This is a genomic window from Pseudomonas sp. OE 28.3, assembly GCF_014268205.2.
In the GTDB taxonomy this organism is placed as follows: Bacteria; Pseudomonadota; Gammaproteobacteria; order Pseudomonadales; family Pseudomonadaceae; genus Aquipseudomonas; species Aquipseudomonas edaphica.
This window is the reverse complement of the sequence record NZ_CP077082.1, coordinates 4,686,524-4,709,284: the sequence shown is the minus strand read 5'-3', so window position 1 is coordinate 4,709,284 and position 22,761 is coordinate 4,686,524. Positions and strand designations below refer to the sequence as shown.

20 protein-coding genes and 1 tRNA gene are annotated in these 22,761 nt (G+C 60.3%); 18 read left to right on the top strand and 3 right to left on the bottom strand.

Annotated elements, in window-relative coordinates; all coding sequences use genetic code 11:
- Window positions 1-2 precede the first annotated feature (2 nt).
- The 8 genes from HU759_RS21060 to HU759_RS21025 all read left to right on the top strand — a co-directional run bounded on the left by HU759_RS21060 (window position 3) and on the right by HU759_RS21025 (window position 7,598).
- Window positions 3-2,606: an outer membrane usher protein gene (locus HU759_RS21060; RefSeq protein ID WP_186617776.1), complete on the top strand. Its 2,604-nt coding sequence runs from the start codon at window positions 3-5 to the stop codon at window positions 2,604-2,606.
- Complete coding sequence (locus tag HU759_RS21055) at window positions 2,603-3,361, top strand: fimbria/pilus periplasmic chaperone (protein WP_099548932.1); 759 nt, start codon at window positions 2,603-2,605, stop codon at window positions 3,359-3,361. Before HU759_RS21060 ends, HU759_RS21055 begins: the two co-directional genes overlap by 4 nt.
- 21 nt (window positions 3,362-3,382) lie before the next feature.
- Window positions 3,383-3,967 carry a fimbrial protein gene (locus HU759_RS21050; RefSeq protein WP_026013763.1) on the top strand — a complete coding sequence of 195 codons (585 nt, stop codon included), beginning with the start codon at window positions 3,383-3,385 and terminating at the stop codon, window positions 3,965-3,967.
- A gap of 10 nt (window positions 3,968-3,977) precedes the next feature.
- The gene (locus tag HU759_RS21045) at window positions 3,978-4,472 is read left to right on the top strand and encodes a fimbrial protein (protein ID WP_138450427.1); all 495 of its coding nucleotides are present in this window, start codon (window positions 3,978-3,980) and stop codon (window positions 4,470-4,472) included.
- Between the two features lie 38 nt (window positions 4,473-4,510).
- A complete protein-coding gene (locus HU759_RS21040) occupies window positions 4,511-4,990 on the top strand; it encodes a fimbrial protein (RefSeq protein ID WP_186617778.1) in 480 nt (159 codons plus the stop codon).
- Window positions 4,991-5,001: 11 nt separating this feature from the next.
- The gene (locus tag HU759_RS21035) at window positions 5,002-5,538 is read left to right on the top strand and encodes a fimbrial protein (RefSeq protein ID WP_138450431.1); all 537 of its coding nucleotides are present in this window, start codon (window positions 5,002-5,004) and stop codon (window positions 5,536-5,538) included.
- Between the two features lie 66 nt (window positions 5,539-5,604).
- Complete coding sequence (locus HU759_RS21030; RefSeq protein WP_138450433.1) at window positions 5,605-6,561, top strand: fimbrial protein; 957 nt, start codon at window positions 5,605-5,607, stop codon at window positions 6,559-6,561.
- An 80-nt stretch (window positions 6,562-6,641) separates the two neighbouring features.
- Window positions 6,642-7,598 carry a DMT family transporter gene (locus tag HU759_RS21025; RefSeq protein WP_169984776.1) on the top strand — a complete coding sequence of 319 codons (957 nt, stop codon included), beginning with the start codon at window positions 6,642-6,644 and terminating at the stop codon, window positions 7,596-7,598.
- 108 nt (window positions 7,599-7,706) lie between these two features.
- Here the strand turns inward: HU759_RS21025 and HU759_RS21020 are convergent, their stop codons facing one another.
- Window positions 7,707-9,095, bottom strand: a complete 1,389-nt coding sequence (locus HU759_RS21020) for a class II fumarate hydratase (RefSeq protein WP_017137799.1) — start codon at window positions 9,093-9,095, stop codon at window positions 7,707-7,709.
- Window positions 9,096-9,415: 320 nt separating this feature from the next.
- On the opposite strand from HU759_RS21020, the gene HU759_RS21015 reads away from it, so the two are divergent.
- The 7 genes from HU759_RS21015 (at window position 9,416) to HU759_RS20985 (ending at window position 17,278) form a co-directional block, all read left to right on the top strand.
- Window positions 9,416-9,934, top strand: coding sequence for a DUF2059 domain-containing protein (locus tag HU759_RS21015; protein ID WP_170037828.1), 519 nt, complete (start codon window positions 9,416-9,418; stop codon window positions 9,932-9,934).
- A gap of 6 nt (window positions 9,935-9,940) precedes the next feature.
- Entirely contained in the window at window positions 9,941-10,234 is a 294-nt protein-coding gene (locus tag HU759_RS21010) for a BolA family protein (RefSeq protein ID WP_099548936.1), read from the top strand.
- Window positions 10,235-10,510: 276 nt separating this feature from the next.
- Window positions 10,511-11,452, top strand: coding sequence for a rhodanese-related sulfurtransferase (locus HU759_RS21005; RefSeq protein WP_017137796.1), 942 nt, complete (start codon window positions 10,511-10,513; stop codon window positions 11,450-11,452).
- A gap of 3 nt (window positions 11,453-11,455) precedes the next feature.
- Window positions 11,456-12,094 carry a DsbA family protein gene (locus HU759_RS21000; RefSeq protein WP_017137795.1) on the top strand — a complete coding sequence of 213 codons (639 nt, stop codon included), beginning with the start codon at window positions 11,456-11,458 and terminating at the stop codon, window positions 12,092-12,094.
- On the top strand, window positions 12,084-13,886 hold the full coding sequence (locus HU759_RS20995) for an ABC transporter ATP-binding protein (RefSeq protein ID WP_017137794.1): 1,803 nt from the start codon (window positions 12,084-12,086) through the stop codon (window positions 13,884-13,886). The genes HU759_RS21000 and HU759_RS20995 overlap by 11 nt, the downstream gene beginning before the upstream one ends.
- A gap of 65 nt (window positions 13,887-13,951) precedes the next feature.
- Window positions 13,952-16,426 carry an EAL domain-containing protein gene (locus HU759_RS20990; protein ID WP_186617780.1) on the top strand — a complete coding sequence of 825 codons (2,475 nt, stop codon included), beginning with the start codon at window positions 13,952-13,954 and terminating at the stop codon, window positions 16,424-16,426.
- A gap of 45 nt (window positions 16,427-16,471) precedes the next feature.
- Complete coding sequence (locus tag HU759_RS20985) at window positions 16,472-17,278, top strand: iron-containing redox enzyme family protein (protein WP_017137792.1); 807 nt, start codon at window positions 16,472-16,474, stop codon at window positions 17,276-17,278.
- A 21-nt stretch (window positions 17,279-17,299) separates the two neighbouring features.
- Here the strand turns inward: HU759_RS20985 and HU759_RS20980 are convergent, their stop codons facing one another.
- Complete coding sequence (locus HU759_RS20980) at window positions 17,300-18,226, bottom strand: GGDEF domain-containing protein (RefSeq protein ID WP_017137791.1); 927 nt, start codon at window positions 18,224-18,226, stop codon at window positions 17,300-17,302.
- Window positions 18,227-18,508: 282 nt separating this feature from the next.
- Entirely contained in the window at window positions 18,509-19,651 is a 1,143-nt protein-coding gene (gene lldD / locus HU759_RS20975) for an FMN-dependent L-lactate dehydrogenase LldD (protein ID WP_017137790.1), read from the bottom strand.
- Between the two features lie 101 nt (window positions 19,652-19,752).
- Here lldD and HU759_RS20970 point away from each other — a divergent pair, with 101 nt between their 5' ends.
- The 3 genes from HU759_RS20970 (at window position 19,753) to HU759_RS20960 (ending at window position 22,735) form a co-directional block, all read left to right on the top strand.
- Complete coding sequence (locus HU759_RS20970; protein WP_099548938.1) at window positions 19,753-20,637, top strand: LysR family transcriptional regulator; 885 nt, start codon at window positions 19,753-19,755, stop codon at window positions 20,635-20,637.
- An 86-nt stretch (window positions 20,638-20,723) separates the two neighbouring features.
- Window positions 20,724-20,799 (top strand) — tRNA-Asn (locus HU759_RS20965).
- Window positions 20,800-21,013: 214 nt separating this feature from the next.
- Window positions 21,014-22,735 carry a ShlB/FhaC/HecB family hemolysin secretion/activation protein gene (locus HU759_RS20960; protein WP_186617781.1) on the top strand — a complete coding sequence of 574 codons (1,722 nt, stop codon included), beginning with the start codon at window positions 21,014-21,016 and terminating at the stop codon, window positions 22,733-22,735.
- Window positions 22,736-22,761 lie beyond the last annotated feature (26 nt).

Below are 22,761 nucleotides of genomic sequence, written 5' to 3'. Positions count from 1 at the left end.
TCATGTTGAATACAGCGAAGATCAAAAACACGCTGCGCCCGAGTCTGTTTGGCGGGCTGATGTCTCTGGCGGGAACTGCATTGGGTGCCGGGGATATCGAGTTTAATACCGACGTTCTTGACTTGATTGATCGCACCAACATTGACTTGTCTCAATTTGCGCGCAGCGGGTTTATTTTGCCCGGCACGTACTCGATGGTCGTGCACATCAACGGCCAGCCAATTGCCGAACAATCGGTGGCGTTCTATCACCCCGATAATGATCCCAAAGGCAGTCAGGCGTGTTTATCTCGCAGCCTGGTGGAACAGTTGGGTCTAAAAGCGGCGGATGCCGACAAACTTGCCTGGTGGAAGGGCGGCGAATGCCTTGATGTTCAAAGCTTGCCGGGCACCGAGGTCAGTGGCGACCTGGCCACGTCCACGCTGAGCATCAATCTGCCCCAGGCCTACCTCGAATACAGTGCCATCAACTGGGACCCGCCCTCGCGGTGGGACGAAGGGGTGCCGGGGTTGTTGGTTGACTACAGTCTGACGGCGCAGTCCAACTACCAGCGCGGCGATGGTAACCGCAATAACCTCAGTGGCAACGGCACCGTTGGCGCCAATGCCGGCGCCTGGCGGTTGCGGGCCGATTGGCAGGGGCGCGTCGAGCGTGGCCGGCAGGAAGCGGCCGGGCCGCAAAAGCTGGAGTGGAGTCGCTACTACGCGTACCGCGCCATTCCTGCGCTGAAGGCACGTTTGGTGGTGGGCGAGAACTACCTGTATTCGGACCTGTTCGACAGCTTCCGCTTTACCGGTGCCGCGCTCAACTCGGATGAAAGCCAGTTACCGCCCAACCTGCGTGGGTATGCGCCGGAAGTGGTCGGGGTGGCCAAGACCAATGCCAAAGTCATCATCAGCCAACAGGGCCGCGTGCTTTACGAAACCCTGGTAGCGGCGGGGCCTTTTTGTATTCAAGACTTGCAGGATGCAGTGACGGGCAAGCTCGATGTGCGGGTGGAAGAACAGGACGGCTCGGTCCACAGCTTCCAGATGGATACGGCCGGGGTTCCTTACCTTACCCGCCCGGGGCAAGTGCGTTACAAGCTGGCATCCGGGCGCCCGTCCAACCTTCAGCATGGCGGTGACGGCGACTTTTTCGGCACCGGGGAGTTTTCCTGGGGCATCAGCAATGGCTGGTCGTTATTTGGCGGCGGCATGACCGATAACAACTATCGGGCGTTGTCCGTGGGGGCCGGGCGCGACTTGCTGGCGTTCGGCGCGGTCTCGCTGGATGTGACGCAGTCTCACGCCGAGGTGTGGAACGAGACGCTCTCGGGTAAATCCTACCGCCTTCAATACTCCAAGAACTTTGAGCAGTACGACAGCCAGGTGACCTTCGCCGGTTACCGGTTCTCCGAGAAAAACTTCTTGAGCATGAGTGAATACCTGGATGCCCGGTATTACGGGCTGAACGGTGAACTCGGCGGGCGTGGTGATTACCGTGACCCGAATGAGGGCTGGAAGCCGATTGGTGGCAGCAAGGCGCTGTATACGGTCACGGTCAACAAGCAGTTTCGTGACCTGGGCGCCACCGTATACGCCAGCTACAACAAGCAAACCTACTGGGATAGGCCCGACACCCAGCGCTGGAACCTGTCGCTGTCGCGCTACTTCAACGTGGGCACGGTCAAGAACATGAGCCTGTCCCTGAACATGTACCGCACCCAGGAATACAACTACAAAGACAACGGCATGGCCGTCACGGTCAGCCTGCCGCTGGGGCGCACCGGCACATTGTCGATGGACGCCAGCCGCACCGCCGGCAGGAACAACTTTGCGACGCGCTACAGCGATCGTCTCGATGAGCGCAACAGCTATCAGCTCAGTGCCAGCGATTCGTCCGCCAGCGGTTACTTGAGCCATATGGGCGACCAGGCCGATATCGACGTCAGCGCCAGCACGCAAGAGGGCGGCTACAGCAGCCTGGGTGTGTCGGCGCGTGGCGGTGGCACGGTCACGCAATATGGCGCGGCCTTGCACCGTACCACCAGTACCGGCGGCACGCGCCTGATGCTCGACACCGGCGGTGTACCCGACGTGCCGGTGCGCGGTTACGGCTCGCCGACCCGTAGCAATGCCTTTGGCAAAGCGGTTATTTCCGATATCAGCAGCTATCAGCGTACGGCAGCCAGCGTGGACCTGGAGCGCTTGCCGAGCACGGTCGAAGCCACTCAATCGGTCACGCAGTTGACGCTCACCGAAGGGGCGATTGGTTATCGCTCGCTGAGCGTGATTGCCGGTGAAAAAGCCATGGCGATTCTGCGCCTGCCGGATGGCAGTTCGCCGCCCTTTGGCGCCACGGTGAAGAACCTCAAGCAACAGGACACCGGCATTGTGAATGACGGCGGCAATGTCTACCTCAGCGGCCTGCAGGCCGGCGAGCAGATGGTCGTCAGTTGGGGCGGCAACGAGCAATGCATCCTCACGCTCCCCACCGTTCTGCCCGTCGATGGCTTGACGCACGCCCTGCAGCTGCGCTGCCAGAGAGTTGCCGCTGCCCCATCCCTGCCCGAGCCAGCCACGCTGACCGGGGAGCTTACCGACACGGAGAACACAGCCTCATGAAGCTTGATATGCGCCTCACCTTCCCAGCGTTCGCGCTGCTGGCCCTAGGCTTGAGCCAGGGCGCCAGCGCCGCGGTTGGCCTGGATCGTACCCGGGTGATTTTCGATGGCGGCAAAGATGCCACCAGCGTGAACATCACCAACAACAATACTCAGCTGCCGTACCTGGCCCAGGGTTGGATCGAGGATGAAACCGGTAAAAAAATCAACTCACCCTTGATCGTGCTGCCGCCGGTGCAGCGCCTGGAACCCGGCAAACAAAGCCAGGTGAAAGTCCAGGCGCTGCCGGCCGCCAAGTCGTTGCCGCAGGACCGCGAGACGGTCTATTACTTCAACTTGCGAGAAATCCCGCCGCGCAGTGATAAATCCAACACCCTGCAAATTGCCCTGCAAACCCGCATCAAGTTGTTCTACCGCCCGGATGCGATTGCGCCGAGCCAGCAAGACCTGTCCAACCCCTGGCAGCAGAAACTGACCCTGACCCGCGAAGGCGACCACTACCGGGTCCATAACCCGACGCCGTACTACGTGACCCTGGTGGATGCACGTGCCAGCAAAGACGGTAAAACCGTGCCGGGCTTTGCACCGGTGATGGTTCCCCCCAAGGACGCGCTGACCCTGGGCCCCAGTGCCAAGGCACTGGGTACGTCACCTTATCTGGCCTATGTGAATGATTACGGCGGCCGTCCACTCCTGGCGTTCACCTGCAATGGCAATACGTGCCAGGTCAACGCGCAGGCCTCAGCGCCGAAATGAGTAATGCTGCTGGAGAACATCATGAAGTCGCAAAGTGTGAAGGTCTTGGGCTGCCTGTTATGGGTCTTGGCGATGGGCGCGCACGCCGCCGACGATGACGAAGATATCGAAGGGATGAGCGGAATGTTGAATGTCCTCGGGGCCATGAATGAGTCGCCTTGCAGTCTGGATATGACCTCATTGCACCAGACGGTGGACCTGGACGCGGTGTCGACCAGCCATTTGCAACGGCCTGGTGATCAGGCGCCCGCCAAGGCTTTTCAACTGCGTTTTACCGACTGTATGCGCACCGCCGGTCGCGTGCGCAACGAACGCACGGGCAACCTGACATGGAGTGCTTACCAACCTGTGTTGTCGGTGGCGTTTGTCGCGCCGGCCGACGCCGATGATCCACGGTTGGTCAAAGTCCAGGGCATCACCGGGATGGGCCTGCAATTGACCGATCCCCTTGGCCGGGATGTACAGCTGGGCTCAAAGGGCGAACCGTTGATTCTGCCCGTGGGCCGCAATACCCAGACCTGGAATGTTCGGCCTACGCGCACCTCGGCGCCGTTGAGCAGTGGGGCTTTCAGGGCCGTGGTGGAATTCAGGCTCAACTATGAGTAAGGGCAGAGCGATGGCTAACTCAATCGGCCCGTGGGCCATTCTGATCGCTGGCAGCCTGCTGTTGGCTGTCAGCCAAGGCGTGCAGGCACAGACCAGTTTGACGATTCGCGCGGTCATCATTGCACCGCCGCCATGTGTGATTAACAGCGGCAATACGTTGGATGTACCGTTTGGCAACGACCTGCAGACGTCACGGGTGGACGGGGTCAATTATCGTCGCGATGTGCCGTATACCGTCACCTGCGATTCCCCCTACAGCAATGCGTTGACCCTGGCACTCAACGGCACCGGTGCAGCGTTTGACAGCCGCGTGCTCTCCACTCGCAAGCCCGACCTTGGGGTCAAGCTGTTCGTGAATGGCGCTGACTGGCCGCTCAATACCCGGGTGAATTTTACCTATCCCAATTTCCCTGTGGTGCAGGCGGTGCCAGTCAAGCGTGCGGGCAGCCAGCTGACCGGCGGGGCGTTCGATGCCACCGCGACCCTGGTGGTCGATTACCAATGACGGCGACCGATAACGGCTATCTCTATGAGGAACGATCAATGAAGGTTTGGCCACAGCTGGCCTTGCTCGCCCTGTGCTCCATCGGCCTGTGCAGTGGTGTGTCGGCCAACCTGACGTTCAGCGGCACGCTGAATGAACCTCCGCCCTGCACCATTGACGGCGGCAACACCATTGAAGTCGATTTTGGCGACGTCGGGGTCAAGCGCGTCGATGGGGTGAAATACCGCAAAGGCGTCGGCTACGCCATTAACTGTGGCACCGATACGCTGCCGTGGGAGTTGAAGCTAAGCGTCAACGGCACCGCCACCACGTTTGACGGCGCTGCTGTGCAGACCAGCGTGCCGGCGCTGGGCATTCGGGTTTTCCAGAACAGCCTGCCATTTCCACTCAATACGCCAATGGACATCAACCTGTCGTCCCCGCCGACCTTGGAGGTGGTGCCGGTGCAACAGCCTGGCGCGGTTCTGACCCCGGCGCGGTTTACGGCAGTGGCCACATTGTTGGCCGAATACCAGTAGGAGCTGAGTTGATGCGATATGAAATTGTGCATAAGGCCTGGCTGGCAGTGCTGCTCGGTTTAGGCCTGATCCCCATGGGGCATGCGGCGGACAACCTGAGCTTCAAGGGCAACCTGGTGGAAGAGGCCTGCACCATCCGTCCTGGTGATGAGGCCATAACCCTGGAACTCTGGGACCTGACCAGCAAGTACCTCTACCTCAACACGCGTTCAGTGGGTAAGCGCTTCCAGCTGCACCTGGAGGACTGTGACACCACCATTGGCGACTCGGTGACCATCATGTTCGGCGGTACGGAAAACCGCGAACTTCCGGGTTTGCTGGCGCTGGATGGTGGCAGTGGCGCCACGGGGATTGGCGTGGGCATAGAAACCCTGAGCGACAAGCCCTTGCCCTTGAATGCCGTCAGCGACAAACAGCTGTTGAGCGATGGCAACAATGTCATTGAGCTCAAAGCCTATGTGCAGGGCGAGCCGACCGCGATCAGGGATCAAACCATAGGGCACGGTGCGTATACGGTGACCTCTACTTTTACGTTGGACTACCCCTAGCGGCGAGCCGTCAGTCCAGACATGAATTGGTGGCATCCGGGTAGACAGGAGCAACGAGAGATAAACATGAAACGACTCTATGCAGCAGCAGTGCTTATCGTGCTGGCGGGTATGACGACGACCGCGTATGCCGTCGACTGTCGCGTAAATGGTGGGCCTTGGCAAAATGGCAACCCCAACCTGCAGGTTCCGGTCACGGTGACCCTGAGTGCAGACCGCACCCGGGTCATGTTGGAAGGGGCAAGGTTGGAATGTCGCTTCACTTACAGCGGCGGCCCCGCCTGGCATTCGGACTTCTGGGCAAGTGGGAGTGCTGCGGGTACCGCGTGGACGCCCGGGCCAAAGTTTGCCGGCGAAGGCACCGGTTTGCGCATCAACGGCTCGTTCTACAACACGCCCGTGCCCAGTGGCATAGCAATAGCCACGATTCCCAACAACGGGGTGTTTTACCCGATCAATGTCACCCCCTACATTCTGCTGCGTAATTATCCGTCCAACCCGTTCGATGTTCGCATCGGCGACAACCTCGGCCTGTTGCGCCTGACCAGCTCGAACAATTACGACGGCACCCGGCCACAGCTCACGGTGACCTACACGGCGGCCAACAACTTCACCGTCTCGCCCTCCACCTGCACCATCAACAATAACAACCCGATCGAGATCAACTTCGGCGACGTCCACCAACGCGCCATAGGCTCCGACCCGTTGACATCCTCCGTCGTCAGTAACCGCAGGCTGACCTACTCATGCCCCGACGGTGGGATCAACACACCGATCACCATTACCTACAAAGGCACCCGTTCCGCGTTCGACCCGCGCCTGCTGATCATGAGCAATCCCGATGTGGGCACGGCGTTGTTGCGCGGCGGTGCTGCAGTGTCTGTCAACGGCTCATTCCTCACCCGTATCACCAACAGTGTGGGCGGCGATGATGTGACGTTTTCGCTGGTGCGGCGCAATGGTTCACTGCCGACGCCTGGCGCCATCAGCGGCAGTGGTGTGTTGGTGATGGGGGTGCCCTGACCCCCAAATGATCGATACCCAAAGCACAACGCCTCGCCCTAGAATGCCAGCTCCTCCACCTCTGGCATTTTGGGGCGCTCATGCACATCTCTTCCGGTCGCTGGGTCTATGGTTTTGGCCTGACCCTGCTGACTGCGTTTCTCTGGGGCATTCTGCCGATCAAACTCAAGCAAGTATTGCAGGTGATGGACCCGATCACCGTCACCTGGTTTCGCCTGGTGGTGGCCGGCAGTTGCCTGTTTATCTACCTGGCGCTGAGCAAACGCTTGCCCAGTCGCAAGGTGCTTGGTCCCAGGGGCGGCTGGCTGGTGGCGATGGCCGTGTGTGGTTTGGTGGGCAACTACGTGTTGTACCTGGTGGGCCTGAAAATGCTCAGCCCCGGCACCGCGCAATTGGTGGTGCAGATGGGGCCGATTTTTTTGATGATCGCCAGTGTGTTCGTGTTCAAGGAGCGTTTCAGCCTGGGGCAGGGCATGGGGCTGGTGGTGCTGATCTTGGGCTTTGGTCTGTTCTTCAACCAGCGCCTGGCTGAGCTGCTGACCTCCATGGGCACCTACACGGCGGGCGTGTTGACGATCCTGCTGGCTACCACCATCTGGGTGTTCTATGCCCTGGGCCAGAAGCAATTGCTGACGGTGTGGAATTCGCTGCAGGTGATGATGGTGATCTACTTGTCGTGCGCCCTGTTGCTCACGCCATGGGCACATCCGCTGGAGGCGTTGCAATTGAGTCCGCTGCAAGGCTGGTTGCTGCTCGCGTGCTGCATGAACACGCTGGTGGCCTATGGTGCGTTTGCCGAAGCACTGGCGCATTGGGAGGCCTCGCGCGTCAGTGCGACCCTGGCGCTGACGCCGTTGGTGACCTTTGTGGCGGTGGCGGTGGCGGCGTGGCTGTGGCCGGACTATGTGCAGGCAGAAGAGATCAATGCCGTGGGCTATATAGGGGCATTGGTAGTGATGCTGGGTTCAGCGACGGTAGCACTGGCGCCGTCGCTGCTCGCCGGGCTCAAGGCCCGGCGGGTGCGTATGGCGTCTTAATACCTTATTAAGGACGAACACTCTCACTGTGGCGAGCAGGCTTGCCCTGCGTTGGGCTGCACAGCAGCCCCAGCCAGCTTTAACTGACTCACCGAGTCGCCAGTTCTCTCAGTGGCCGGCTTCCAGCATGTTCTCCGGGCGCACCCACTGATCGAACTCTTCATCAGTCAGATAACCCAGGTCCAGCGCCGCCTGGCGTAGCGTCAAGCCTTCGGCGTACGCCTTCTTGGCAATCTGCGCCGACTTGTCGTAGCCGATATGCGGGTTGAGCGCCGTGACCAGCATCAAGCCGCGCTCCAGGTGCTCGGCCATTTGCTCGGCATCCGGCTCAAGGCCTGCGATGCAGTGCTCCTGGAAGTTGTTGCAGCCGTCGGCCAGCAGGCGGATCGATTCGAGCAGGTTGTGGATGATCACCGGCTTGTACACGTTCAGCTGCAAGTGCCCTTGACTGGCGGCGATGCCGATGGTCACGTCATTGCCCAGCACTTGGCAGGCCAGCATCGACAGCGCTTCGCACTGGGTGGGGTTGACCTTGCCGGGCATGATCGAGCTGCCCGGCTCATTGGCCGGCAGCTTGACCTCAGCCAGGCCTGCGCGTGGGCCGGAACCCAGCAGGCGCAGGTCGTTGGCGAGCTTCATCAGCGCCACCGCCAGGGTCTTCAGTGCGCCGTGCAGGGTGACCAGCGGTTCATGGCCGGAGAGGGCGGCGAACTTGTTGGGGGCGGTAACGAACGGCAAGCCGGACAAGGCCGCCAGCTCGGAGGCGATCGCCTCACCAAAGCCATGCGGCGAATTGAGCCCGGTGCCCACGGCGGTGCCGCCCTGGGCCAGCTCGCACACAGCGGGCAGGGCGCTACGGATGGCGCGCTCGGCGTAGTCGAGTTGGGCGATAAAGGCCGAGACTTCCTGGCCGAAGGTGATCGGCGTGGCATCCATCATATGGGTGCGGCCGGTTTTCACCAGTTTCATATGGCGTGCAGCCAGCTCGGCCAAACCGCCAGAAAGCGTGGCGATCGCCGGGAACAGGCGTTGATGAACCGCCTGCACCGCCGCAATGCTCATGGCCGTGGGAAAGCAGTCGTTGGAGCTTTGCGAGCGGTTCACATGGTCATTGGGATGCACCGGGCTTTTGCCGCCACGGGCCTTGCCCGACAGCTCGTTGGCGCGGCCGGCGATCACTTCATTGGCGTTCATATTGCTTTGGGTGCCGCTGCCGGTCTGCCATACCACCAGCGGGAACTGGTCGTCGTGCTGGCCATCGAGCACTTCATCGGCGGCCTGTTCGATCAGGCGGGCGATGTCGGCGGGCAAGTCGCCGTTGCGGTCGTTGACCCGTGCTGCGGCTTTCTTGATCAGGGCCAGCGCGTGCAACACCGCCAGCGGCATGCGTTGCTCGCCGATGGCGAAGTTCACCAGCGAGCGTTGGGTCTGGGCGCCCCAGTAAGCGTCATCCGGGACTTGGACGTCTCCCAGGCTGTCGGTTTCGATACGGCTCATCGGGCACACTCCTTCAGGTTCGTTTGCGCAGTTTAGGCTGTGATCCGTTGGTGGGGTTCCATAAAAGACTTTTCATCGAGGGTATTCCCATGCGGTTCAGGCCGCCTGTGATGGCGTCAACGGGTTGTCACTGATAAACCGCGGTGCTTGCATCGCAGCGGTGCGACGATTCGACAAGCCGGCTCGCATAGAAAGGCAGATCCCAGCCCCGTGCCCCCGCAAAACCAGGCTGAACAAGGCCTGGGGTTGAGCCGCAAGGTTTTTTAGGCGCAGAATGGTCGCCCTTGGGGTCTTACCTCGCCTGCTAGAAAGGAAACTCGATGACTCGTCTTCGTGCCATCTGTACCGCGGTTGCTCTGGTTTGCGCCAGCGGCCAGGTTTTTGCCGATACCGCCAGCCATAACGCCAGTGCCGAAGCCTTCCTGACCCTGGCCCACGCTGACAAGCTGGGTACCCCGGTGTACATGCAAGTGCAGCAAATGTTTGCCCAGCGTTTCGCCCAGACCAAGGCACCTGCCGCCAAGCAGTCCGTACTCGACAGCTACCAGGCCAAGGCCAATGCTGCGCTGGACCAGGCCATCGGCTGGCCGAAGCTGAAGCCGGACATGGTCAAGCTCTACACCACCAACTTCAGCGAATCCGAGCTCAAGGACCTGGTAGCCTTCTACCAGTCGCCGCTGGGCAAGAAAGTCCTGGAAAAAATGCCGCAACTGACCCAGCAATCGGCCCAGATGACCCAGGCCAAGCTGGAAAGCGCGGTACCTGTGGTGAACAAGCTGCTCGAAGACATGACCAACGAGCTGACGCCAAAAGCCCCGGCGCCGGTCAAGAAGAAGTAAACAGGAATGACTATGCAACAGCGTATCGAATCGGCACTCGTCGCCCTGAGCCCGGAATACTTGAGCGTGCTGGATGAAAGCCATATGCACAGCCGTGGGTTGCAGACCCACTTCAAGGCCGTGCTGGTCAGCCAGCAGTTCGAGGGGCTCAACCGCGTCAAGCGCCATCAGAAGGTCTATGCCACCCTGGCTGACCTGATGAGCGAATTCCATGCGTTGGCGCTGCATACCTACACGCCTGACGAATGGGCGAAAATCGACGCAGCCCCGGCCTCGCCGACCTGCGCCGGCGGGCACTGACACTGTGGCGCATGGGCGTTATGTGGCGAGGGAGCTTGCTCCCGTTGGGCTGCGCAGCAGCCCTGATGCCCATCACTGCGATCTTTGTGAAAGGTCACAATCGCCTTATCGGGGCCGCTTCGCAGCCCAGCGGGAGCAAGCTCCCTCGCCACAGTAAAGAGGCGGCCCATAAACGTCGCCAATTTTGTTAGAATCCGCAACGCGCCGCTTAGCCGGCGCGTTTTTTTTTGCATCCGGTTCACCCCTTACGAGGGTAGCCACCTGGAGAGAACACCCATGACTCAACCGATTGTCGTGGCGGCACTGTATAAGTTCGTCACCCTCGAAGATTACGTCGCCCTGCGCGAGCCACTGCTGCAGGCAATGGTCGATAACGGCATCAAAGGCACCTTGCTGATCGCCGAAGAAGGCATCAACGGCACCGTTTCCGGCAGCCGTGAAGGCATTGATGGTCTTATGGCCTGGCTCAAGAACGACCCACGCATGGACGACATCGACCACAAAGAGTCGTACTGCGACGATCAGCCGTTCTACCGCACCAAGGTCAAGCTCAAGAAAGAGATCGTGACCCTGGGCGTCGAAGGCGTTGACCCGAACAAAAAGGTCGGCACCTACGTCGACCCGCAGGACTGGAACGCGTTGATCAGCGACCCTGAAGTGCTGTTGATCGACACGCGCAACGACTACGAAGTGTCGATCGGCACCTTTGAAGGCGCAATCGACCCGAAAACCACCAGTTTTCGCGAATTTCCTGACTATATCAAAGCCAACTTCGACCCGGCCAGGCACAAGAAAGTCGCGATGTTCTGCACCGGCGGCATTCGTTGCGAGAAGGCTTCCAGCTACATGCTCAGCGAAGGTTTCGACGAGGTTTACCACCTTAAAGGCGGGATTCTGAAGTACCTCGAAGAGGTGCCGCAGGCAGAAACCAAATGGCAGGGCGACTGCTTTGTGTTCGACAATCGCGTGACCGTGCGTCACGACCTGAGCGAAGGCGACTACGATCAATGTCATGCCTGTCGCACACCGGTCAGCGTAGAAGACCGCGCGTCCGAGCATTATGTGGCTGGCATCAGTTGCCCGCATTGCTGGGATAAGCTGCCGGAGAAGACCCGTCGCAGCGCCATCGACCGGCAAAAGCAGATCGAACTGGCCAAGGCCCGCAACATGCCGCACCCGATTGGCTTCAACTACAAGCAAACCCCTTCCGAGGCCTGACCCATGCCCGCGCGCCTGCTCTATGTGATGGACCCGATGTGTTCCTGGTGCTGGGGCTTTGCCCCGGTGGCGCAGGCGCTGGTTGAGCAGGCCCAGGTGGCCGGCGTGGATGTGCACCTGGTGGTGGGCGGTTTGCGCACCGGCAGCGGCGCGGCACTCGAGCCGACTACGCGGCGCTATATCCTTGAGCACTGGCAGGCCGTTACCGACGCCACCGGCCAGCCGTTCAAGCGCGAAGGCGCGTTGCCCGACGGGTTTGTCTATGACACCGAGCCTGCGTGCCGCGCCATCGTCACCGCGCGCAGCCTGGCGCCCGATTGCGCCTGGACACTGCTGGGGCTGATCCAGCGTGCGTTTTATGTCGAGGGCCGCGATGTGACCCTTGCCAGCGTGCTGGTGGAACTGGCCGAGCAGGCGGGCATTCCGCGCATCGAGTTTGCCGGCGCTTTCGACCGCGCCGAGCAACATGCGGCGACGGCGGCTGACTTTACCTGGGTGCAGGACTTGGGCATCGCCGGTTTCCCGACGCTGCTGGCCGAGCGTAATGGCCAGCTGGCGTTGCTGACCAACGGTTATCAGCCGTTGTCCGAGCTGTCGCCCTTGCTCGCCCGATGGCTGGAGCGTGCCACCTGTGCAGGATGAGCCCAAACGCACCGACCGACTGACTTGGGCGGAAGTTCGCCGCCTGGCCCTGCGTCACAAGAAATCCCTGTGGATCGCCAATGGCGTTGCCGTGCTGGCGACCCTGTGCAGCGTGCCCATCCCTTTGCTGTTGCCGTTGCTGGTGGACGAAGTGCTGCTGGGCCACGGCGATGCTGCGCTCAAGGTGATGAACCACGCGTTGCCACTGGGTTGGCAGAAGGCAGCCGGTTATATCGGCCTGATGCTGTTGGTGACCTTATGCCTGCGCTGCGGTGCGCTGGTGTTTAACGTGGTGCAGGCGCGGCTGTTTGCGCGGCTGGCCAAGGACATTGTGTACCGCATCCGCGTGCGCCTGATCGAACGGCTCAAGCGGATTTCCCTGGGCGAATACGAAAGCCTGGGCAGTGGCACGGTGACCACGCATCTGGTCACCGACCTGGACACCCTGGACAAGTTTGTCGGCGAGACTCTCAGCCGCTTCCTGGTGGCCATGCTCACGCTGGTCGGTACCTCGGCGATTCTGGTGTGGATGCATTGGCAACTGGCACTGTTGATCCTGCTGTTCAACCCCTTGGTGATCTACGCTACGGTGCAGTTGGGCAAACGCGTCAAACACCTGAAGAAGCTCGAGAACGACAGCACTTCGCGCTTCACCCAGGCGCTGACCGAAACCCTCGACGCCATCCAGGAAGTGCGCGCCGGCAATCGCCAAGGCTTTTTCCTCGGGCGCCTGGGCCAGCGCGCCAAGGAAGTGCGCGACTACGCGATCCATTCGCAATGGAAAACCGATGCCTCCAGCCGCGCCAGTGGCTTGTTGTTCCAGTTCGGCATCGACATCTTCCGCGCGGCGGCGATGCTCACGGTGTTGTTTTCCGACCTGTCCATCGGCCAGATGCTCGCTGTGTTCAGCTACCTGTGGTTCATGATCGGCCCGGTGGAGCAGCTGCTGAACCTGCAATATGCCTACTACGCGGCGGGTGGTGCGCTGACGCGGATCAACGAGCTGCTGGCGCGGGCCGACGAGCCGCAATATGCCGGCGGCGAAGACCCGTTCACCGGGCGTGAGACCGTCGGCATCGAGGTGCGCGGCCTCAACTTCGGCTATGGCGAAGAGTTGGTACTCAACCAGTTGAACCTGGCTATCGCACCCGGCGAGAAGGTCGCGATTGTCGGCGCCAGCGGCGGCGGCAAAAGTACCCTGGTGCAACTGCTGTTGGGGCTCTATACCCCACAAGCGGGCAGTATCCGTTTCGGCGGTGCTACCCAACAGGAAATCGGCCTGGCGACCATCCGCGAAAACGTCGCAGTGGTGCTGCAACACCCGGCGCTGTTCAACGACACCGTGCGCGCCAACTTGACCATGGGCCGCGCCCGCAGTGACCAAGCCTGTTGGCAGGCACTGGAAATCGCCCAGTTGGATGCTACCGTCAAGGCACTGCCCTTGGGCCTGGACAGTGTGGTGGGGCGCTCGGGGGTGCGCTTTTCCGGTGGGCAACGCCAACGCCTGGCGATTGCACGCATGGTGCTGGCCGAGCCCAAAGTGGTAATACTGGACGAGGCCACCTCGGCCCTGGACGCAGCCACCGAGTACAACCTGCACCAGGCGCTGGCGCGGTTTCTCAGTGGGCGTACTACACTGATCATCGCCCACAGGCTTTCTGCGGTGAAACAGGCCGACCGGGTACTGGTGTTTGATGGCGGGCATATCGCCGAAGATGGCGACCATCAGCAGTTGATTGCCGATGGAGGGTTATACGCCAAGCTCTACGGGCATCTGCAACAAGTGCGTTGATTTGGCTGAGCTATCGAGAGCGGATTCTCGCGTGCGTATCAAGCAGTGCATGTGCAAGGGATCTCATGAAGCAAAAGCGTACTCTCGCAGCGACGTTAAGCAAGCCTCGGTTGTTGGGCATTGTCTGGCCCTTTATCGCCGTCGTGCTGTTCCAGGCATTGCTGGGCTGCGTCAGCCTCTACATGCTGTCAGCGGTGCGCGGCTATGTAGCAGGCGAGAGCTTGTGGTCCAAGGGCCAGAAAGACGCCATCTACTATCTGAGCCTTTACGCCGATAACCGCGACGAAGCGACGTTCCTCAAATACCGGCAAGCCATCGCGGTGCCCCAGGGCGGCCATGAGCTGCGCGTCGCGCTGGACCGTCCCACGCCCGACCTTGCGGCCGCGCGCCTGGGCATCCTCAAGGGCGGCAACCACCCTGATGACGTGTCCAGTCTGATCTGGCTGTACCTCAATTTTCGCCATTTCAGCTACCTGGAAAAAGCCATCGAGCTGTGGACCGTGGGCGATGGTTACCTGGTGCAACTGGATGACCTGGCCCAAGCGATGCACCGGGCGATCCGCAGTGATCAGGTCAGCCCTGGCGACATTGCTGACTGGAAGACGCGCATCATCGCCATCAACGACGGCGTGACGCCAGCCGCCAAGGCCTTCAGCGATGCCTTGGGCGAAGGTTCGCGGATGATCCTGCGCCTGTTGCTGATCACCAACCTGGCCACCGCCCTGGGGTTGATCGTGCTGGCACTGCTGCGTACCCACAAACTGCTGACCCAGCGCCACGCCTTCGCCACCGCGTTGCAAGCCGAGAAGGAGCGGGCGCAGATCACCCTGGAGTCGATTGGCGACGGCGTGATCACCACGGATGTCGACGGCGCCATTGCCTACATGAACCCGGCGGCCGAGGCGCTGACCCATTGGAAGAACGCGCAGGCCCAAGGGTTGCCGCTGGCGGCGTTGTTCAACCTGCTTGATGAGAACGCCGAGCCCGATGGCTTCGCCCTGATTGAACACATTATCAAGGGTGAACTCAGCGGTGGCAGCGAGCATTCCAAGCTGATCCAGCGCGTGGACGGCAGCACGGTGTCAGTCACCCTGGTAGGTGCCCCGATCCGCAACGCCGGCAAGGTCAGCGGCGCGGTGCTGGTGTTGCACGACATGACCCAGGAGCGCCAGTACATCGCCAACCTGTCGTGGCAGGCGACCCACGATGCCTTGACTGGCCTGGCCAACCGCCGCGAATTCGAGTTCCGGCTGGAGCAGGTGCTGCAACAGGTAGCGCGCCAGCAGAGCGGGCGGCATGCCTTGATGTTCCTCGACCTCGACCAGTTCAAGCTGGTCAACGACACCTGCGGGCATGCGGCGGGCGATGAGCTGCTGCGGCATATCTGTGCGTTGCTGCAATCGGACCTGCGCGAAGGCGACACCCTGGCGCGCCTGGGCGGCGATGAATTCGGCATCCTGTTGGAGAACTGCCCGGCAGCGGTGGCGGAAAAGATCGCTGAAAGCCTGCGCCATACCGTGCAAAGCCTGCATTTTGTGTGGAAGGGCCGGCCGTTCATGACCACCGTGAGCATTGGTCTGGTGCATATCTCGCAATCGCCGACCACCCTGGAAACTTCGCTGCGCGCCGCTGATATGGCCTGTTATATGGCCAAGGAAAAGGGCCGTAACCGGGTGCAGGTCTACCATGCCGATGATTCGGAATTGTCCATGCGTTTTGGCGAAATGGCCTGGGTACAACGCCTGCACATGGCCCTGGAGGAAGATCGTTTTTGCCTCTACGCCCAGGAAATCTCGCCGTTGGGCCATACCGATGGTGGTAATGGTCATATTGAGATCCTCCTGCGCCTGCACGACGAGGCGGGTCGGATCATCTTGCCGGACAGTTTTATTCCGGCTGCCGAACGTTACGGTTTGATGACTTCGCTGGATCGTTGGGTGGTGGAAAACGTCTTTAAGATTATCGCCCGTTGTATGCAAGAGCGTGCAGGCCGTCCTATGGCTATGTGTGCGATTAATCTGTCAGGCATAACTATTGGCGATGATGATTTTCTCGGGTTTTTACGTGAGAAATTCGAGGCTTACAGCATTCCGCCGGAAATGATTTGTTTTGAAATAACAGAGACCAGCGCTATTGCCAATTTGGGCAGTGCAATCCGCTTTATTAATGAACTCAAGGCCTTAGGTTGCCATTTTTCACTTGATGACTTTTGTGCCGGAATGTCCTCGTTCGCTTATCTTAAACATTTACCTGTAGACTTCCTGAAGATCGACGGGAGTTTCGTAAAGGATATGCTGGACGACCCGATTAACCGTGCCATGGTCGAAGTGATCAACCACATCGGCCACGTCATGGGTAAGCGCACAATTGCCGAATTTGTTGAAACACCGCTGATCGAGCAAGCTTTACTTGAGATCGGTGTGGATTATGCTCAGGGCTACCTGATCGAACGTCCGCAATTGTTTACCTTTGATAGTCTGCAGTGCCGACCCGTGCGGCCGCAGCCACTGTTGCTAAAGGCGCCCGGCACATTCCGCTGAAGCATTCGACGGTCTGTACAATCACACTAGAAAAGGAGCCCTACAGTGATCGACACCTTCAACCGAACCGGCCCGCTTATGGAAGCCTCGAGTTACCCAGCCTGGGCGCAACAACTGATCCAGGACTGTAGCGAGAGCAAGCGCCGGGTTGTCGAACACGAACTGTACCAGCGCATGCGTGATAACACGCTCAGCGCCAAGACCATGCGCCACTACCTGATCGGTGGCTGGCCAGTGGTTGAACAGTTTGCCTTGTACATGGCACAGAACCTCACCAAGACCAAGTTTGCCCGTCATCCTGGGGAGGATATGGCGCGCCGGTGGCTGATGCGCAATATTCGCGTGGAACTCAACCACGCCGACTATTGGGTGCACTGGGCGCGCGCCCACGGTGTAAGCCTGGAAGAGTTGCAAGCGCAGAACGTACCACCGGAGTTGCACGCACTGAGTCACTGGTGCTGGCACACCAGCTCGGCCGATTCGTTGATCGTGGCGATTGCCGCGACCAACTACGCGATTGAGGGGGCGACTGGGGAGTGGTCTGCCGTGGTGTGTTCGACCGGCGTGTATGCGGCCGCCTTCCCTGAAGAAGACCGTAAACGCGCCATGAAGTGGTTGAAGATGCACGCGCAATACGACGATGCCCATCCTTGGGAAGCCCTGGAAATCATCTGCACCCTGGCCGGGATGAACCCGAGCAAAGCCTTGCAGGTAGAACTGCGTCAGGCGGTGTGCAAGAGCTACGACTACATGTACCTGTTTTTGGAAAGTTGCATGCGGTTGGAGAACGAAAAAGCAAAGGCCCCAGCAGTTGTTCGTGAACGTCAGGTTCGCGCCGCCAGCGAGGCGTGATGTAAGCGTGATGGCGGGGTTTTACCCCGCCATTGCCAAGCGGTTGCGGCCTTCGCGCTTGGCCACGTACAGGGCGTTATCGGCCCGCCGCAACAGGCTTTCTGCCGACTCGGCGGCCAACAGGGTCGAGCAACCCAGGCTCACCGTCAGTTCAATTCGCTTGCCATCGGCCCAATAGTCCTGAGCCTCTGCCGCCCGACGCAGGCGTTCGCCGACCATACCTGCCGCGTCCCGGCCGGTGTTCGACAGCAGGATCAGAAACTCTTCCCCGCCAAAGCGAAACACCATGTCCACATTGCGCAACTGGCTTTTGATCGAGTCGGCGACAGCGCGCAATACGATGTCGCCCGCTGCATGGCCGTGGGTGTCGTTGATTTTCTTGAAATGGTCAATGTCCAGCATCAACAAAGACAGCGGGCTCAGGTGCCGCCGGGCCATGTCGATTTCCCGTTGCAGCGTCTGGTCCATCGCAATGCGGTTGCCGGTTTCGGTCAGCGGGTCACGCAGGGCGCTGCGGGTGGCGGCGCGGTAGAGCAGGGCGTTACGCATCGGGTACAGCAACGTCGACAGCAGTGACTCAAGTTGCGCCAACTCGTCGTCCAGCAAACGCTGGTTGCGCCGGAATATCAACTCGCCCAGATGCTCGCCTTCATGGCTCAAGGTGTAGCTCACCGAGTGATGCCCGCGATGGCCAAACTCCAGGCGCAAGTCGCTGGCCTCATGGCGATATTGCAGCGCGTCCAACGGCACCAGCCGCTGAACTTCGCGAAAGAACAGCGCGAGAATGCGCTCCGGCTCAAGGCTGGTTTGCAACTGCTGGTTCAGTTGCTGACGAAGTTGCGCAAGTGTGGTGGGGCGACGTGGAAGCAGGGACGGCTGACCAAACCCCAGGCGTTGCAATTTGGCACTGTCGAAGTCAATTGCGTTGGTCTGGGTCGGTGATTTCATAAGCTGACGGCCTCTAAGCACTTAACTGTCTTACAGGCTGCACGAGAGCGGCAAATGCCAAGCGTCTTACTGTTCCTTCAGTTCCGTAAAACATTGGAAACAGTTTAAACCGCTTTGCCATGGGTTATAACCCCTGGGCCCTGCCACACGTCTTGTCATCGCTTAACCTGCTTGAAAGGGGTTAGAGCGAGATTCATGCCACTTTGTTTAACTTACAAAAACGCCTTATAAATCAACGACTGTTTTAAAAAACTCAACACAGTCGTTGTGCAGTGACGTCAGTTATTTGGCTGTTTGAACCAAGGTGGAGTGGTCAATCTGGTCAATCGAGGTGACGCCGGTCAAGGTCATGGCCACGCGCATCTCCTTGGCAAAGATATCCAGCAGGTTTTCCACCCCGGACTGGCCGGCGGCGGCCAGCGCATACACGGTCGAACGCCCCAGCAGGCAACCCTTGGCGCCCAGGGCGAGCATGCGTACTACGTCGAGCCCGGAGCGAATGCCGGAGTCCACCAGCACCGTGAGATCATCGCCCACGGCCTCGGCAATCGGCGGCAAGGCTTTGGCGGTCGACAACACACCATCGAGCTGGCGCCCACCGTGGTTGGAGACCACGATGCCGTCGGCACCGAAACTCACCGCGTCCTTGGCATCCTGGGGGTCAAGGATGCCCTTGATGATCATCGGGCCTTTCCAGAACTCACGGATCCACTCCAGGTCTTTCCAACTGATCGATGGGTCGAAATTATTCGCCAGCCAGCCGATGTAGTCTTCCAGGTGGGTGGGCTTGCCGAGGTATTTGGAGATATTGCCCAGATCATGAGGGCGGCCCATCAGGCCCACATCGAAGGCCCATTGCGGCTTGCACACCGCCTGCAGCATCCGGCGCTGCGCCGCATACGGCCCGGACATGCCCGAATGCGCATCACGGTAACGCGCGCCGGGTGTGGGCATATCGACGGTAAACACCAGCGTGGTCACCCCTGCGGCCTGGGCGCGCTCCAGCGCATTGCGCATAAAGCCGCGGTCCTTGAGCACATAGAGCTGGAACCAGATCGACTGCGGGCTTTGCGACGCCACCTCTTCAATCGGGCACACCGACACCGTCGACAGGCAGAACGGGATGCCCTTGTTGGCCGCCGCCTTGGCCGCCTGCACCTCACCACGTCGCGCGTACATGCCGGTCAGGCCCACGGGGCTGAGAATCACTGGCATGGCCAGCTCCTGGCCGAACAGCGTGGTCTTGAGGCTCAGGTTGTCGACATTGCGCAGGATGCGCTGGCGCAGGCTGATCTCGGCCAGGTCCGAACTGTTGGCGCGCAGGGTGTGCTCGGCGTAGGCGCCGCCGTCGATGTAATCGAACAGAAAGCGCGGCAGCTTGCGTTTGGCGGCTGCACGGTAGTCGGCGGCGGACGAGATGATCATGAACGGGTTCTCCACAGAGCTGGGTCGCACCACCATAAGCAAAAAGCTGGCATGATAAAAACAACTTTTATTACTAATACCCAGTCGCTATAGGAATATCGATGAACCTGAGAACCGTGCGGGCCTTTGTCGAAGTGGTGCGCCAGGGCGGTTTCTCCCAGGCGGCTGAGGTGGTGGCCCTGACTCAATCCACCGTGAGCAAGGCGGTCAAGACCCTCGAAGACGAGCTCGGCACGCCGCTGCTCAATCGCCTGGGCCACCGTAACGAGCTGACGGCCGCCGGCGAAATTGCCTACCGCCGCGCCCTGGTACTCCTCGCCGAGCACAACGACCTGGTGGCCGAGATCAACGACCTGCGCGGCCTCAAGCGCGGCGTGCTGCGCATCGGCCTGCCGCCGGTGGGCTGCGGCGTGCTGTTTGCCGCTATGTTCGCGGCATACCGCAGCCGCTACCCGGAGATCGAGATCGAACTCACCGAATACGGCAGCAAAAAACTGCGCGAATGCCTGGAAGCCGGGGAGGTCGACCTTGCCGCGTTGCTGTTGCCGGTGGACGAAGCCTTCGACTACCAGCCAGTGCGCAATGAACCACTGATGGCGGTATTGCCCATCAGCCACCCACTGGCCCAGCGCAAACACATCGACTTCACCGACCTGGCCGATTCACCGTTCATCTTGTTCGAAGCCGGCTTTGCCCTGAACGCCAAGATTCTCGCCGCGTGTGAGCGCAAAGGCGTCACGCCCCGAGTGACCGCGCGCAGCGGGCAAATCGACTTTATCGTTGACCTGGTCTCAGCCGGGCTGGGCGTTGCGTTTCTGCCGCGCATGCTCGCGCTCAAACATCAACACGCGGGTATCGCCTTGATTGCGTTGGACGAACCACACACCGACTGGCATATCGCCCTGGCCTGGCGGGCCAGCGCACACCTGCCGCCGGCGGCGCGTGCGTGGCTGGATCTGGCCAAGGAAATGGCCAGCCCGGTGTAGCGGGCTGCGGCCGTAATTTGCAGGAATTCGTCAAAATGCTCCTCAATGCTTGACTTCTTCTTTTTAATCAGTAACATACGGCGCATTCCGCGATAGCTCAGTTGGTAGAGCAAATGACTGTTAATCATTGGGTCCCTGGTTCGAGTCCAGGTCGTGGAGCCAGATAGAGAAAAGCCTGCAGAGATGCAGGCTTTTTTTTGCCTTGGATTTTTTGAAATTTTTGTTAAGTGCATGATTTTAAAAAAACATAACTTTCAAGCTGAACCTGATTTGTTTCACTTTTGAAACAAATTTGTACATTTTATTGACGCCATCAAAGTGCCATCCTAGAATCGCCGCCCATTGATAGCACAACGCTATGTAGAGGGATCTAGACATGTGGCGTTTGGAACGCCGGACCAGGTTTTGCCTGCTGTCCGTTTTTTTCTGCCTGGGCACCGCCGGATTAGCGCACGCCGCGCCCCCGCAGAGCACCCCCGGCATCACCGACCTGATCCGCGACCGTCAGGACCGCCTGCTCGAAGAGCAGCAGCGGCGCCTCGAAGAACTCAAGGATCTGCCCGGTAAATCCGCCGCCCCTGCAGCTCCGGCGACGCCTGCCGACACCCGTTGCTTCCCGATCAAAACCATCGAGCTCGCAGGCGCCGACGCCCTGTCCGTAGACGAGCGCAACGCGCTGATCAAACCTTACATCGGCCAATGCCTCGGCGTGCCGCAGCTCAACGAAGTGCTCAAGGTCATCACCGACCGCTACCTGGCCAAGGGCCTGGTCACTAGCCGCGCTTATCTGCCACAGCAAGACCTTTCCAGCGGCAACCTCAAAATCCAGGTAGTCGAGGGCAAACTCGAAAGCCTGAAAGGCGCCGAAAGCAGCGGCATCACCGACCGTCAACTGGCGATGAGCTTTCCCGGCAAACAAGGCGAGTTGCTCAACCTGCGTGAAATCGAGCAGATGGTCGATCAGCTAAACCGTTTGCCCTCGAACCAGGCGCAGATGGAACTGGCGCCGGGCAAGGCCGTGGGCGGCAGTGATGTACTGGTCAAAAACACCCCGCAAAAGCCCTGGCGTGTCGGCCTGTCGCGGCACAACGGCGGCCAGCGCAGCACCGGCGAACAACAGTGGGGCGCCAGCCTCGACTGGGACAACCCGCTGGGCCTGGCCGACCAACTTTCGTTGCGTGGCGGCCACGATGCGGTTAGCGATCACCAGAAAACCTCGCGCAATTCGATGCTCAACTACAGCTTGCCCTTCGGCTGGTGGAACCTCACCTACAGCTACACCGAAAGCGAATACCGCTCTCGGGCCGAGGCCAACAACTTCAAGTTCAAGCAGACCGGCGACAGCCAGAGCCACCAGTTGCGCCTGGAGCGTGTCGTTCACCGCGACGCCTTGAGCAAAACCTCCCTGAGCACCGGCGTCGCCTACCTGCGCACCAACAACTTCATTGAAGACAGCAAGCTGGCGCTGAGCAGCAACCGCCTCAGCGAAGCCCAGTTCGGCATCAACCACGGCCGACGTATCGGCAGTTCATTTCTCAACATCGACCTCGGCATGCAAGACGGCATCGGTGCCTTTGACGCCCAGGCCAATCACAACCCGCGCCACGGCCAGGCCGATGCGCGCTACCGCAAATACACGGCCACCGTCAGCTACCTGTACCCGTTCAAGCTGTGGGGCGAGTCCTTGAGCTTCAGCAGTTTGATGACCGGCCAGCACAGCGAAGATGTGCTGTTCAGCCCGCAGCGCATGAGCCTGGGTGGGCAGTCGTCGATCCGTGGCTACAAGGACCAGATGCTGTCCGGCGACAGCGGCGGCTACTGGCGCAACGACCTGCGCTGGAGCCGCCCGGTGACCTGGGCCTGGCTGCAACCGGTGCTCAGCGAATACGGCGCCAGCCTCGGTTATGACCAGGGCGTGATCAGCCGCGACCGTTACAACGCCGAGCAGCATGGGCGCATGAGCAGCAACTCGGTGGAGCTGTTTGCCCGTGGCAAAAACGTCGCCGCCAGCGTGACCTTTGCCCACTCTTTGGAACGACCGGCCGCTATCACAGAGCGTGAAGCGCCGATCTATTTCCGTATGGATTTTTTCCTTTAATTTTTTTACCGCCTTCGGGTATCGAG